9 protein-coding genes are annotated in these 15,256 nt (G+C 61.0%); 4 read left to right on the forward strand and 5 right to left on the reverse strand.

The window, feature by feature from the left end; genetic code table 11:
- Both ABJP42_RS15200 and ABJP42_RS15205 read right to left on the reverse strand, forming a co-directional pair.
- Positions 1-795: transglycosylase domain-containing protein (locus ABJP42_RS15200; RefSeq protein ID WP_348341826.1), on the reverse strand; the 795-nt coding region annotated here is incomplete at its 3' end.
- Between the two features lie 134 nt (positions 796-929).
- Positions 930-6,476, reverse strand: a complete 5,547-nt coding sequence (locus ABJP42_RS15205) for an alpha-2-macroglobulin family protein (protein WP_490363230.1) — start codon at positions 6,474-6,476, stop codon at positions 930-932.
- Positions 6,477-6,627: 151 nt separating this feature from the next.
- Here ABJP42_RS15205 and ABJP42_RS15210 point away from each other — a divergent pair, with 151 nt between their 5' ends.
- On the forward strand, positions 6,628-8,994 hold the full coding sequence (locus ABJP42_RS15210) for a response regulator (protein WP_348341828.1): 2,367 nt from the start codon (positions 6,628-6,630) through the stop codon (positions 8,992-8,994).
- 41 nt (positions 8,995-9,035) lie between these two features.
- Here ABJP42_RS15210 and yaaA read toward each other — a convergent pair whose 3' ends face one another.
- The 3 genes from yaaA to ABJP42_RS15225 form a co-directional block, all read right to left on the reverse strand.
- Positions 9,036-9,806 (reverse strand): peroxide stress protein YaaA, encoded by a 771-nt coding sequence (yaaA, locus tag ABJP42_RS15215; protein ID WP_348341830.1) that lies wholly within the window; start codon positions 9,804-9,806, stop codon positions 9,036-9,038.
- A 42-nt stretch (positions 9,807-9,848) separates the two neighbouring features.
- Positions 9,849-11,921 carry a DNA helicase RecQ gene (recQ, locus tag ABJP42_RS15220; RefSeq protein ID WP_348341832.1) on the reverse strand — a complete coding sequence of 691 codons (2,073 nt, stop codon included), beginning with the start codon at positions 11,919-11,921 and terminating at the stop codon, positions 9,849-9,851.
- Positions 11,922-12,080: 159 nt separating this feature from the next.
- Positions 12,081-12,368, reverse strand: coding sequence for a YggT family protein (locus ABJP42_RS15225; protein WP_122072192.1), 288 nt, complete (start codon positions 12,366-12,368; stop codon positions 12,081-12,083).
- A gap of 132 nt (positions 12,369-12,500) precedes the next feature.
- On the opposite strand from ABJP42_RS15225, the gene ABJP42_RS15230 reads away from it, so the two are divergent.
- From ABJP42_RS15230 to mepA, 3 genes are all read left to right on the forward strand, one after another.
- Positions 12,501-13,052: an acyl-CoA thioesterase gene (locus tag ABJP42_RS15230; RefSeq protein WP_348341834.1), complete on the forward strand. Its 552-nt coding sequence runs from the start codon at positions 12,501-12,503 to the stop codon at positions 13,050-13,052.
- Between the two features lie 45 nt (positions 13,053-13,097).
- Positions 13,098-14,462, forward strand: coding sequence for an MFS transporter (locus ABJP42_RS15235; protein WP_348341836.1), 1,365 nt, complete (start codon positions 13,098-13,100; stop codon positions 14,460-14,462).
- Positions 14,463-14,464: 2 nt separating this feature from the next.
- Positions 14,465-15,256, forward strand: a 792-nt coding sequence (mepA, locus tag ABJP42_RS15240; protein WP_490363231.1) for a penicillin-insensitive murein endopeptidase, incomplete at its 3' end; no start/stop codon positions are given.

Genomic DNA, 15,256 nt, shown 5'->3' on the forward strand with positions numbered 1-15,256 from the left:
GTCGAGGGTCACGGCAAGCCGCGCTGCACCGGGGCGACTTGCGATCAGCCGATCGGTGAGATGCGGAGCCAGGCGCGGGAAACCCTGCATCCTGCGGGGCACCGATGTCTTGACCGCTGTGGCGACCTCCCCCGCCGTCAAAAGGCCGGCACCCTGGAGCCGGGCAAGTACCCGATCGCGGGCCGCCTGTGCTGCCTGCGGCGCACGGTCCGGGCGGCGGCGCTCGGGCGATTGCGGCAGGGCGATCAGCAGCGCCGCCTGGGACGGCGTCAGCCGGTTAGGCCCCTTGCCAAACCAGGCGTAGCTGGCCGCCCGAATGCCTTCGAGATTGCCGCCATAGGGCGCGTGGGTGAGGTAGAGCGCCAGGATCTGTCGCTTGCTGAGCCGCCGCTCCAGCGCCAGCGCCAGACGGATCTGGCGAATTTTACCGGCCCAGGCACCGGTGGTGCCATCCTCCAGCAACCGCGCCAGCTGCATGGTCAGGGTAGACCCGCCCGAGACCGCCCGCCCGTTCCACAGCGCCTGACCCACAGCGCGCAGCATCGCCAGCGGATCCACCCCGACATGAGAGAAGAAGCGTTTATCCTCATAGGCGGTGAGCATGGCGATGAAATTCGGATCCACCTGTTCCAGCTGCGGCGCCATGCGCCAGATGCCATCTCCCACCGGATAGACCCGCATCAAGGCGCCATTGCGGTCCAGCACCTCGGTCGAGGTTTCGGCCAGGGTCAGGGGCAGGCTGGTTTCCGCAACCCAGCGGTCCAGACGCTGAACCGCCGACAGGGTGACAGCCATGAGTAGCGCCAAGGCAAATCCCCGATACCACAGATTTCTAGGCCACAGGCTTCTGCGCCAAAGCCCGCCACGCCGCAGAGAGGCAAAAGACGCGCCAGAGTTTTCAGGGCGCGTCCTTGGTGTTTTTGCCTTGGTCACCGGATCGCCACGGAACCGGCATCAGTATGGGCGCGATAGGCAGGGCGATACATATCTTCGACCTGGGCCGCCGGATGGTGGAATTGACCGGGCGTGACCGCCCGGCTGATATAGGCCAGCGTCGCCGATTTACGCCCCGACAGATCCACCGCCGCCAGAAACCGATCACTGCGGAATTCGGCATGTTCTGCCTCCGTCAGCTTCAGCCAGTCGAGACCGCTCAGATCCCCAGACCGCAGCAGGTTCGGGTTGTCGATCTCGATGCCGGCCGGCAGCGGATCATTGACCATCAGCCGCGCCCCGACGGTTTCATGCGGGGTGACCCGCAGCACCGTGACAAACCGATCACCAACCGAGAACTGACGGCCGTCAATCTCTTCGCCCTCCAGCGTGTAGTGGCGACGTTCAAGACTATAGCCATAGCCGCCCGCGGCGGGCGGCACCTCGGGCACCCCGAGGGTGGTCAGGGTCAGATCGGTGGCAGCGCCATTGGCGCTTGTCACCGACATATTCACGGGGCCTTGACCGCCTTCGATCTGCACAAAGGACCCCTCAGAAGGTTGACCATTGATCAGCATTCCCGAGGCCTCTGGGTTTTTGATCAGCGCATGGGCCGCCATAAGGGTCCAGACGGATTCCTGTGTCGACATCCACTCGCTGCTCTGTGTGACCCGGTTGCTCAGCTGCTCAGTGCTGATCGCCTCTGATCCGGCCTCAACCACCAGGGCCAGAACCGCTGCTGCATCGCGTCGCTGGGTGCCATAGTCGACCCGCCAGACAGGGCGCTCTGACCTGGTCTGCTCCAACAGCTCTGCAGCGCGGGCAAACATCCGGTCCGCCCGGCGCTGGTCGCCATAGGCCGCCAGTGCACCACCCAACTGCGCCGCCGCCAATGGCGTGGCAAAGGCCTTGGCCTTGACGTCGGCATAGTAGCGCAGATCGCCCATCGAGGCCGCGCCTTCGCGAGCCAAAACCAGCAACGCATAGGCTACATCCTCGCCACCCTCGTCAAAGTCGGAGGCATAGTTCAGCTGGTTGCGCAGATTGTCCATCGCCCGCACAAAGGCGCCTTCGGGCACCGCATGCCCCTGCGCCCGTGCCCGCGACAGGAAATCGGAGGCATAGGCATCGAGCCAGAAATCGCCGCTTTCAGCACGCCACAGACCAAAAGCCCCGTTGCTGGCCTGACGGGTCAGCACCCGCTGGATCGCCGATTGAATGCGGGCCTCAACCTGCGGTCCGCGCCCCAGCCCCAGCGACTGCGCAACTGAGGACAGATAGAGCAGCGGCAGCGCCCTAGAGGTCACCTGCTCGGTACAGCCATAGGGATATTGATCCAGAGTTTTCAGCAGCCCCGGCACGTCAAATTTGGCCAAAGGTCCCGCCGAAAGCACCGCCTGGGTTGTCCCCTGTTGCAGGCCCGCAAAGACGTCATTGGTGAACTGGAAGCTGCCGCCTTTCTGCAGGCTAAAGCGACGGGTGGTTGCCACCACCGGATCATTTGCCCGCACCGGCATCCGCAGCACCTGATTGAGGTGCTTGCCCTCCGGGGTGATCAGCGACAATACAATTTCCGGATCACCAACTGCAGTTGCCGTCAGTGGCATCTCCAGCACCGCCTTGCCCTGTTCGCCCAGGGAGACCGAGGCTGGCAGGGTTCCGAGGGTGATGCCCGCGCCCAGTGTCTGTGCCAAAAGCGTCATCTCACCCGCAGGCCCATCCGCATGCACCAATTCGATGCGCATGCGGCTCTGATCTCCCGGTGCCAGAAAACGCGGCAGGCTGGCGGTGACCACAACCGGGTCCCGCACCAGCATATCCGCCTCGGCCTGGCCAACTGCGCTGTCGGACCAGGCAACGGCCATCAGGCGCACGGTGCCATTGAAGGCAGGCAGCTCCAGCGGGAAATCCACTTTGCCGCTGGCATCAACCTGGACCGCACCCGAGAAGAAGGCCACCAGGTCCTGGGTTGGTGGCGGTGATTGCATCTGCATGCCGCGGTCCGCATCCCCGCCTGAACGGATCTGCCCCAGGACACCATTGCCCGGATCAATCAGCCGCCCATAGATATCGCGCAATTCCATCCCCAGCCGACGCTGACCATGGTAATAGGCACTGGGATCCGGGCTCTTGAAACCGGTGAGGTTGAGAATGCCGAGATCTACCGCCGCGACGGTCAGCCAGACCGCTTCGCCCGGCTTGGCGCCGGAGACAGTGATCTGCGCTGTTTCGGTGCTGCGGGGGCGGGCTATTTCGGGCACCGCGATGGCGACCTGCAGCTCCTGCCCCGGCTGTTCCACCCGTGCATGGGCCAGGCCCAGCGCCCGCGTCGGAGTGCGGCTGGCCTTGCCGGAAAGCGGCTGCAGCATCATCGCGGTGACATAGGCACCGCTGCCCCAATCCTCACTCACAGTGAGCGGCACAACCACCTCTCCGGCAGTGACCTCCACCGCAAGGCGTTCGATCACCTCATTGGACAAAACCGAGATCAGCGCCGTGCCGGAACTGCGCGGTACCAGCCGCAGCCGGGCCGTGTCGCCGGGTTGATAGCTTTCAGCATCCAGCGACATCTCCAGCCGGTCGGGCGTTGCCGCGCCATCCGCAGGCGCATACCAGCCGGCATAGAAATCCACCGCCGCTTCGACATAATCGCCGTCCAGCCGTTCAACCACCAGTTCGTAGCGGCCCCAATCGGTGGGGGCAGAGACCAGAACCGGGCTTTCTCCCAGCTGTGCCTCGCCGGTGGCGATGCTTTTGCGGCGGGTGCTGCGCTCCCAGTTCCAATTGCCATAAAGCTGATACCAGTGATAGCGGGTCTCGATCCGGTTCAGGCTCCATTTCACCCGCATCGGCATCTGATTGAGCTGCTCTGACAGGGCGACCAGTTCAAACTGCGCCTCGGTGCCTTCGGCGACCTCCTCGTCAAACAGGGGTTTGATCCCCAGTACCGGCCCCGCAGGGCTGACTGGCAGATCCATAACCCGTTCCACCGGACGGCCAGAACCATCGGTCAGCCGTGTACTCAGTGTTGCCTCAAAAGGCATGCCGGTGACATCGACGACCGGCAGTTCCACGGTGACTCGCGCGGCCCCGCTGGCATCAGTGACATCGCCGCCAAAGTAGTTCCGCTGACTGTCGCGCGGCGCGTCATAGCGGCCAAACTGATAGCCCGGCCATTTGTCCAGCGTCTGCACAGGGCGCAGACGCAGGTCGCCATCAATGCCAAGATCCGCTCCCGGCGCACCAAAAAGGTAACGCGCCGAGATATCCAACTGGGCAAATTCACCCGGACGTAGGGCCCCGGCATTGGCAACGCTCTGGTCAAAATCGATCCGCTCCGGCATAAAGTCTTCGACCAGAATTTGGCGGCTGGCCAGGGCAGGCGCTTTGACATCGCTTTTGAGATCAAGCCGCCAGGTGCCGCGCGGCGCAGTGCTGCCCACCGGCAGGGCAAAGACATGCCCGCCCGCAGCGCCACCGGTTGACAGGCGCCGGCTGTATTCCACCCCATCAGGGCGGCTCAGTATGGCGGTCAGCGGCAGGCCGTCGATGGCCTGGGCCTTGCTGTCGCGGGTCAGGGCGGTGACATGGATCACCTCCCCGGCGCGATAGGCGCCACGATCGGTTGCCAGGAACACATCCACCGGTCCCGGTGAAGGGCGACCCTCGACGCCGCGATCCGACAGATCAAAGGCCGCGTCCTTGAGCGACAGGAAGGCAAAATCCTCGGCCGCCTCTGCGTCTTCAACCCCCGGCACCTCTGCCAGGATCATCGCGGCCTCGGCGCCGCCGCGGCCGCGCGCCAGACCTGGGGCAAAATGGGCATATCCTGTGGCATCGCTCACTGCCTTGCCGAGAATGGCATTGGCGTTGGAGACCAGAGTGACCTCGACCCCGGCGCGGGGCTTGGCATCTGAAAGCCCCTGTACCTGCACATGCAGCCCATCGCTGCCGGACATGGTGCTGAGACCAAGATCCGTAAGCACAAACCACTGCGTCGCGCCGGGTTCGTCATAGGGGTTGGCGCCGTCATAGGTCGCGGAAAGCGCGTAGATGCCCACCGGCTGATCGGCGATGGCCTCGGCCAGTGGCAGCCGGGTGGTGATATCCTGATTTAGGGTATTTTGCAGGGCGGCGGTGCCGCTCCAGACTTCCTCGGCAATATCGCTGGCAAAATGTTCCTCCTGCCACTGCGACAGGGGGCGGCCAAAATAGCCATCCTGAATGCTGCGCAGCAGGTTGCGGTCGCTGACCCGGCGCAGACGCAATGACACCTCGGTCAGGTTCACCGTTTCAATCGGCAGCGCTGCCTGGTCAGTTTTGGCCAGAACATAGGCGCGTCCGGGAAAACGCACAGCTGGGCTGCGGTCGCCAATGTAATGGGTGAGCTCAACATCCCGTTGCAAAAGCTCGCCCTTGCCCGAAGGCAAGCCGCGCCGCAGGGTCATGGAATAACGCTGCCCGTGCTCCAGCCCATCAACACAGAGCTGACTCCCCTCGGCCGTGGCAACAATGCCGGGCACGGAGATCTTCACATAGTCCTCATAAGAAACCCCGCTCAGCTGCAGGGTTTCGGAGAACTCAATACAGAGCCGCGGATCGGCGCGATCGCTTTGCACTTCGCTGTCGACCACCCGGAAGCCGTATCTTTCAATCGCCCGTTCCAGCATATGCGCGGTATCGCGACGCGGTGCGATGTCTTCGGACAGACGCAGTGTCGGCACCATGTCCCGACCCCGACCAAGGGATTCCAGCGACCGCGCCATTGCCACCAAGCCGTTTACCTGCACCGCCTCAGAGGGCGCGCGCAGATAGGCATTGATCCCGGCGGCCAGGGCACGTTTGCGCGCCGCCTGCTTGCCATTGCTCAGCACGCCGCTGTGGCGCTGCAAAATGGCAGAATACTCTGCCCAGAGCCCGGCCTCGTCGCTCAGCGCCACGGCCTGCGCCAGCCAGCGCAGCGCGCCCTTGTCATTGCCAGCCCGCGCCTGGATCTGCGCCGCCTCGACCATGTCCTCCAGCGCCGCGCTTTCAGCAGGGAAGCTTCGGCTGATCTTTTCAGCGCTGCTGTAGGCCTGGGCCAAATCCGCCTCCCGCAGGAAGTCCAACCGCTGTGCCCGGGCCTCGGCCTGCGCTATGAGGGCGGCGGGCTGGGCCTGTTTCAGCGCCGAAATCGCCCCGAGAAATTCCGAAGCGGTCTGCATGCTCTGTTTGGGGAAACAAGCATTTGATCGGGCGTTAAAGACAAAACCGGTGCAGGATTTCTGAGCGGAACAAGCTTTCTGGCAGGAGGCCAGATCGGTATCAAACAGCGCCTGCAGATCCGAGCCGTAATAATCCGTATCCATAAAGGCCTGATAGCGCAGCGATGGAATCGCAGGCCCTGCCGTCGCACCCCCAGCCAGGCTGCTCGCAAAAAGCGCCACAAGGGTCAGCGTTTGGGCCGCAAATCGCCTTGAAAAGAGGGGAATTGCCAGGCTCTGGCCCAGCTGGCGAAGGAAATGCAGGAAAATTGTGAACCGGGTAAATACAAAAACTGGCATGACGCCCTCCTAAATCAACTTCAGGCTGGCACGGGCTTAACCTCATGGCAAGAAATTCACGCGTAAGACAGACACTAGGACCATAAAATTTTCACCTGGCATTCGCTCCCTCCGGGGATCCTATTTGTTACTATAGATGGAGCCCGCAGGGATGAGCCTTGCTGACAAAATCGCGGAAGAACGCCGGGCTAGACTGGCGGCAGAACGCCTGCTTGAGCTCAAGCAGGCTGAACTGTCGGCTGCGAACCGGAAACTTGGCCGCCACGCGCTGGCGTTGACCAAGCAAATCGGTGTCACCCAGGCCGAAGTGGCCACCGTGCGGGATGAAAATGCCAAGGTCAAATCCGACCTCAGCATGGCTAATGAAAAGATCGAAACGGCCGAGCGGCGCCTTTGGCATTCGATCCAGGCCTTTCAGGATGGCTTTGCCTTTTTCAACGCCGATAGCCAGTTGATCGGCGCCAACACCGCTTATCTGAATATCTTTGACGGGCTAGAGGAAGTCACTCCGGGAATTTCATACATGCGGATCCTGCAGATCCTGACCGACGAGGGGCTGGTCAATACAGGTGAGATGAAGCCGGACAAATGGCGCGCAATGATGAGCAATCGCTGGCTGTCGATGTCGCCTGAACCGGTGATTATTCAGATGTGGGACGATCGCTATTTGCGGCTGATTGACCAACGTGGCCACGGCGGCGATGTGGTAAGCCTCGCCTTGGATATCACCTCCTCCGTCAACTACGAAGAAGAGCTGCGCTCTGCCCGCGAACGTGCCGAGGCAGCCAACCGCGCCAAATCCGCCTTCCTCGCCAATATGTCCCACGAAATCCGCACCCCGATGAATGGGGTTGTCGGCATGGCAGAGCTGCTCAACGATACGGCGCTGAATGACGAGCAGAAGCTCTACGCCAAAACCATCAAGAATTCCGGCGAAGCCCTCTTGGTGATCATCAATGATGTGCTCGACTATTCCAAAATCGAAGCCGACAAGCTGGTCTTGCACAGAGAACCCTTTGATCTGGAACGCTGCATCCACGAGATCGTCATGCTGCTGCAGCCCACCGCACGCGACAAGGGGCTGTCGATGTTGGTGGATTACGACCTGTTCTTACCAACCCAGTTTGTGGGCGATCCGGGCCGCATCCGGCAGGTGCTAACCAATCTGGCCGGCAACGCAGTAAAGTTCACCAGCGAAGGCCATGTGACCCTGCGTGTCACTGGCATTTCTGACCCAGAGGAAGGCACCTGCGCGGTACATTGCATGATCGAGGACACCGGGATTGGCATCCCTGAAGAAAAGATCGAGCATGTCTTTGGCGAGTTCAATCAGGTCGAAGACGAGAAAAATCGCAAGTTCGAGGGTACTGGCCTTGGTCTTGCGATTTCGCGGCGTCTGATCGAATTGATGGATGGCGAGATCTGGGTTGAAAGCGACGAAGGGCAGGGTTCCTGTTTTGGCTTCCGCATTCCGCTGCCCATAGCCGATGAGGCCTGCTCAGCGACGCCCCAACTGCCCAAAAGCCTGCGCCATATTCTGTTGGTCGACAATTCAACGCTCAACAGCGAGATCCTGCAACGTCAGTTGATGCTCCTCGGCGTCGAAACAACCTCTGCTGACAGTGTCAGCGATGCTCTGGACAAGATGCACGACGGCATCGATCTGGTGATCGCCGATCACGGCCTGCCGGGCGGTGGTGGCCTGGAGCTGACCCGCCAGCTGCGCCAAAGCAGCTGGAGCGCCCTTCCAACCTTGATGCTTTGCCCCAGCCCGCATGAATACCCGGTTGAGGAAATCGAAGCCCTGGAATTGGAGCTGCTGCCCCGTCCCACCCCGCGCGACGATCTCTTTAGCAAGCTGGCCACCATGGCCAGTTCTATGCTGGCACCAGATGAGCTCCCCGCCGACCCCGCTGATCTGTCGCCCCAGCCGCCCTCTTGCGAAGAAGACGCTCCAATTGAACAGGCCACAGGTGAGCAGACCGGGAGCGAGGTGACTGCAGGGGAAGAGATCACAGTGGATGATTCCGCGCCACAGACTCTGGAAGAAGCCTATGAGGCAGATAATGCAGCCGCAGAGCAGGCGCCTGCCACCATGGTATGTGATGCCCGGCAGATGCGTGTCCTCGCCGCCGAGGACAACAAAACCAACCAGCTGGTGTTCCGCAAGATGGTGAAAGAGCTGAACATCGACCTGCAATTTGCCAACAATGGCATCGAGGCAGTTGCGCTTTATCAGGAGTTTGAACCGGATCTGGTATTCATGGATATCTCGATGCCGGAAATGGATGGCAAAGAGGCCACGGTGGCAATTCGCAAACTGGAGCGCAAAACCGGGCGTCACGTGCCCATCGTGGCGCTGACCGCACATGCAATGACCGGCGATTCCGAAGGTATCCTGGCCGCCGGGCTGGACCACTACCTGACCAAGCCGTTGCGCAAAGCAGTGATCCTGGAACGGATCCTGCAACATACAACGGATGAGTTTCATCCTATCGAAGTGACTTCAGCCGCCTAGAGCCTCTGCCTCTTGAACCTCGGCTCTAATAACTCTGGCCCCTAGGCCGTGGGCTGACGCAGGAACACCGGCTTCATCGGCTCTGACAGCTGCGGCTGATAGACATACCCCCCAGTATCAAACTCCTGCAGAGCTGCGACCTCATTGACCCGGTGCTGGATCACGTAGCGCGCCATGGCCCCACGGGCGCGTTTGGCATAAAAGCTCACCACCTTTGGGGTGCCGTTCTTGTCTTCCATAAACACCGGCGTCACCACCTGCGGTTTCAGCGCCTTGAGGTCCACCACGCCAAAATACTCCTGGCTGGCACAGTTCACCAGCACCTCCGCCCCGGTCGCTTCGGCCTGGGCATTCAGCGCCTCGGCGATCTGGCTGCCCCAGTATTCATAGAGGTTCTTGCCGCGTGGATTTTTGAGCCGTGATCCCATCTCCAGCCGGTAAGGCTGCAGTGCATCCAAGGGTCGCAACAGACCATAAAGCCCGGACAAAATACGGAAATGATCCTGTGCCCAGGCCATTTCTTCTGGCTCCAGCGATGCGGCTTCGAGCCCCTGATAAGTGTCACCGGCAAAGGCTAGGGCGGCAGGGCGCAGATCTTCGGTCTTGGGATCTGAGGCAAAATCGCGGAAGCGATCATGGTTCAGCTTGGCCAGATCCTCGCTGATATGCATCAGCTTCATCAGATCCGCGACGCTCAGCTCGCGGGCGACTTCGGCCAGGCGAATGGCATCCTCCTGAAAGGCGGGGAAGGTCAAGTCCTGATCCCGCTCCGACCAATCCAGCTTTTTGGCCGGGGATACCACTACCAGCATCGCGCGCTCCTTTTGTTTCCGATTTGTTTCTCTCCGACAGACTTAGTCAGTCTGGCGCAAAACGTCCAGAAAGGCGGGCAAAAATCTCTCTGCCCGGCGTTCGCCTAGCAGCATTGTGATGCCACGGGTATCCTCAACCCGCATCTGCGCCAGCTTGGCCAGCATGGTGGCGGGACAACTCAGCGGTTTCAGGGTGCCGCATGCGCCACGGGTCAGCAGCGCCTGGGCCTCCATCAGGGCATCATAGGTCGAACCCGCCCCTTCCCGTGCTGCCAGCTTACGCCGGGCCGGGTGCAGTTCTTCCACCGCGCCGGTGATCACCTGCAAAAACTCATCGCCGTAGCGCTCCAGCTTTTTGGCGCCGACACCGCCGATCCGCGCCATCTGATCCAGAGTTTCGGGCCGTGTCTCGGCCATTTCGATCAGGGTCTTGTCGTTGAACACCACATAGGCCGGCACTTTTTGCGCCTCGGCCAGGGCGCGGCGCTTGGCCTTTAAGGCCGACAGCAGTGGCTCGTCTTCTTCGGAAACCAGCATTTTCACCGCTGGGCGGCGTTCGGCCGACTTGATGGTGTCTTTGCGCAGGGAGATCTGCGCCTCGCCTTTCAGCACCGGCAGCGCCGCCTCGGTCATGCGCAGGGCACCGTGGCGTTCGGGGTCGGGGCGCACCAGATCATGGCCCATCATCTGACGAAACACTGCCTGCCACTGGCGCTTGCTATATTCCTTGCCACAGCCAAAGACCGACAGATCATCATGGCCCTTTTCGCGCACCCGGTCGGTTTCATTACCAAAAAGAATGTCGATCAGATGCCCAGCGCCATAGGTCTCATTGGTGCGTAAGATAGCCGAGAGCGCCTTACGCACCGCCGTGGTGCCGTCAAAGACCTCCACCGGGTTGTCACAAAGATCGCAATTGCCGCAAGGCTCTGACTCTTCTTCAAAGTAACCCAGCAGGGTCTGACGGCGGCAAGTCAGCGCTTCGGCCAGACCCAAGAGCGCATTGAGCCGCCCATGGTCGGCGGCGCGGCGCTCAGGTGGGGCCAGGCCCTCGTCTATCTGGCTGCGCCGCAAGCGGATGTCATCGGATCCAAACAGCGTCAGCGTTTCAGCCGGGGCGCCATCGCGGCCCGCACGGCCAATTTCCTGATAGTAGGATTCGATTGATTTTGGCAGATCCGCATGAGCCACCCAGCGGATGTCGGGCTTGTCGATGCCCATGCCAAAGGCCACCGTCGCCACCACGATCAGCCCATCTTCACGCGCGAACCGCACCTCCACATCGCGACGCTCCCCGGCCTCCATGCCACCATGATAATGGCAAGCCGCATGCCCCGCATCGCGCAGAGCGCGGGCCAGGTCTTCGGTCTTGGCACGGGTGCCACAATAGACGATGCCTGATTGGGTTTTGCGCACCGCCGCAAATTCGAGGATCTGGCGGCGCGGGCCATCCTTGGCGGCAAAGGCCAGATGGATATTGGGCCGGTCAAAGCCGCGCAGAAAGGCGCGGGGCGCATGACCATCGAACAGCTTGCGAATGATTTCTTCGCGGGTCTCGGAATCGGCGGTGGCGGTAAAGGCCGCCAGTGGCACATCCAGCGCCTGACGCAGCTCGCCGATGCGCAGGTAGTCGGGGCGGAAATCATGGCCCCACTGGCTGACACAATGGGCCTCATCCACCGCGATCAGGCTGACATTGATCCGCTGCAACATATTGAGTGTCGACCCCGAAGCCAGCCGTTCGGGTGCCATATACAGGAGCTTCAGCGCGCCGGATTCAATGGATTGCCAGACCGCTTCGGTCTCTTCCTCTGTATTGCCCGAGGTGAGCGCCCCGGCAGTGACGCCAACCGCCTGCAGCGCCCGCACCTGATCGCGCATCAGGGCGATCAGCGGCGAGATCACCACGGTGATCCCGGCCCGTTGCAGCGCCGGCAGTTGGAAGCACAGCGATTTGCCGCCCCCTGTGGGCATGATCGCCAGCACGTTTTCGCCGCGTGTTACCGCCTCGACGATTTCCTCCTGGCCGGGGCGAAAGGCATCAAAGCCAAAGATCTCACGCAGCAACGGAGTGGCACTGCTCTCCGTCTCGGTGATCGCGGACGCGGCTGTCATGACGTGGGACCTCGTTGGGTGCGGCTGCTCTGATTTGAGCGCCACAATCCCACAGGTCGATTCGGGCGGCAAGAGCAAGGGGCAAAGCTTTACGCTTCGCCCCCTTGGTTTTATTCATAGTCATCCGCTGAAACAGCCCAAACGGGCCACCAGGGAGGCCTAGTAGAATGCGGCCATGTTGTTCTGGATGATAATGCGCAGAGCATAGACCGCGATCAGCACCACCAGCGGGGCCAGATCAATGCCGCTCATATTGGGCATAATGCGACGCACCGGCGCGTAAAGCGGCTCGAGAATTCGCTGCAGCATGTACCAGATCTGGCTCACCAGCTGCTGTTGCAGGTTCAGCACCTGGAAATTGATCAGCCAGCTCATGATCACATGAGCGATGATGAAGAACCAGACGATGTCCAGGATCAACAGCAGAATTTGGAACAGCGAGAGCATCACGTACCTCTTTGGAATATCAGCCCCACAGGTAAGCAGCCTGTGGCATTTGTGCAAGGCTTCCCCGAGGTTGCGGTTGACCATTGGTTAATCGGTGGCAAGAGGGGCACATTCCGCAAAGAGAGTACGCCGATGTTCCCGATTTTCCGCCTGATCAAAGACCTGCTGAAGGCCCGCCGCATGGCGCCGCTGGGTCTCACCGAGACCCATGTCTCCAACCATATCTGCTGGCCCTGGGATCTGGACATCTGGCTGGAGCTGAACAATGGCCGCGCCATGACGCTATATGATCTCGGCCGCACCATGCAGGCACAGCGGGTGGGGCTGATCAGCGCCCTGCGACAGAACCGCTGGGGCATGACCGTTGCGGGTTCTTCGGTGCGGTTCCGCCAGCGCATCCGCGGCTTTGAACGGTTTGAAATGCGCAGCCGCGCCGTGGCCTGGGATGACAAGTTCATCTATCTGGAACAGTCGATGTGGAAGAAGAACGGCACCTGCGCTAGCCATGTGATGCTGCGCACCGCATTGACCGACAAGGAGGGTATTGTTGCCCCCACGCGGGTGCTCGCAGCCATGGGGCATCCAGATCTGGAGCCCTTTGAAATCCCCGGCTGGATCGATGCCTGGCGCGCGGCGGACGCACAACGTCCCTGGCCACCGATGCAAGATACGCTTGCCTCATAGGCTAAGTGCCTGTCTTATCGCGGATAACAAATAGGTGGGGACAGGATGAGAAATATTTCAACGCGCAAGCGCATTTGGGGTTGGTGGTTCTTTGATTGGGCCAGCCAGCCCTATCACACGCTCCTAGTGACCTTTATTTTCAGCCCCTTCTTCTCGGAGGTCGCCGAACATTACTATTTGACACTAGGCCTGAGCGACGCCGCAGCAGAGGCCAAGGCCCAAACGCTTTGGGCGATTGGTATGACCGTGACCGGGCTGATGATCGGTTTTGGTGCGCCTTTCATCGGGGCGCTGGCAGATATTTCCGGGCGCAAACGGCCCTGGCTCATTGGCTTTTCACTGATGTATGCGCTCGGCGCCTGGGGGATCTGGTATTCGGACCCCGCAGGCAGCAACCTGTGGTGGATGCTGGTTACCTTTGGCTTTGGTTTCATCGGTGCTGAATTTGCCCTGATCTTTGCCAATTCGCAGCTGCCCAGCCTCGGCGGCAAGGACGATGTCGGGGCAATTTCCGGATCCGGCTTTGCCTTTGGCTATCTGGGCGGTGTGATTGCCCTCTTCATCATGTTGGTTTTTTTCTTGGAACTAAAGGAAGGCAAGACCGTTGTCGGTCTAGAGCCTGCTTTTGGTCTCGACCCAGAAACAAGTGAAGATAGACGTGTCGTTGGCCCCCTAACGTCTCTTTGGTTTATCGTCTTTATGGTGCCCTATTTTCTCTGGGTGAAGGATGATGCCCATACTGGCAAACGTGGCACGCTGGGTCAGGCTGTGACCTTGGTTGTCTCTTCGGTCAAGGCCCTGAGAAATCGCGCAAGCCTGGCCAGCTATCTTGGCTCGTCGATGCTCTACCGCGATGCGCTCAATGGGCTTTATGGTTTTGGCGGGGTCTATGCCAGTCTGGTACTAGACTGGGAGATCTTGAATATTGCAGCCTTTGGGATCATCTCTGCCATTGCCGCCGCGGCCTTTAGCTGGGTCGGCGGTGTGGCCGACAAACGCTATGGCCCCAAGCCCGTCATCATTGCTGCAATCCTGGTGCTGACCCTGGTCTGCATCACCGTGGTGAACATGTCGCGTGACGCGCTGTTTGGCGTGCCACTGGCCGAAGGCTCAACACTGCCGGATGCGATCTTCTTTGGCTGTGGCATGATGATTGGCGGTTTCGGCGGAATATTGCAGGCCGCCAGCCGCAGCCTGATGGTGCGCCATACTGATCCTGCAAAGGCCACCGAGAGCTTTGGGCTCTATGGCCTGTCGGGACGCGCCACTGCCTTTCTGGCGCCAATGCTGATTGGGGTTGCCACCACCCTGACCGGTAGCGCACGATTGGGCATCAGCCCGGTGATCCTTCTGTTTGTCCTCGGGTTGATTGCATTGCGCTGGGTGAAGGCCGAAGGAGACCAGGGTTGAGACTGCTTGTAGCGAGTTTTTGTTTAGTGATTGCAGGTTTTGGCAGCGCCAGTGCCGCGCCGCTGGCCAAACAGCTGTTTGGTGCCAAGGATAGTGGATCGCAGCAGGCACCGGCGGCCTATGGCTCCTATGCCAAGGGCTGCGTTGCCGGGGCGGTGCAATTGCCGGAAACCGGACCAACATGGCAGGCGATGCGGCTCAGCCGCAACCGTAATTGGGGCCATCCCGAGACCATCAGCTTTATCGAAAAGCTCAGCAGGGTGGCCGCCAGCCAGCCGGGATGGAATGGGCTTTATATCGGCGATATCAGCCAGCCCCGGGGCGGGCCGATGCTCTCAGGCCATCGCAGCCATCAGATGGGGCTGGATATAGATATCTGGATGCGCCCAGCTGACCGGCTGAACTACAGCCGGTCGCAACGCGAAAAGATCTCTTCTATCTCGACGCGCCGCAACAATGGTGCCTTTGTCAATTCCGACTGGACCCGCGCCCATCACGAGATCATCAAGGCCGCTGCACAGGACAAACGCGTGGCGCGGATCTTTGTCTTTCCCGGCGCCAAGGTGCAGATGTGCAAGGACGCCAGGGGCGGCCGGCGCTGGCTGCGCAAAATCCGGCCTTGGTGGGGGCATCACTACCATTTCCATGTGCGTCTCGCCTGTCCCAAAGGCACGCGCGGCTGCAGCAATCAGGACCGGCCACCGCGCGGCGATGGCTGCGATGCGGCGCAGAAATGGGTTGATGACATCCTGAACCCGCCCCCGCCCAAACCAGCCGATCCGAATGCAGCGCCT

It is taken from the genome of Pseudophaeobacter sp. (genome assembly GCF_039971195.1).
In the GTDB taxonomy this organism is placed as follows: domain Bacteria; phylum Pseudomonadota; class Alphaproteobacteria; order Rhodobacterales; family Rhodobacteraceae; genus Pseudophaeobacter.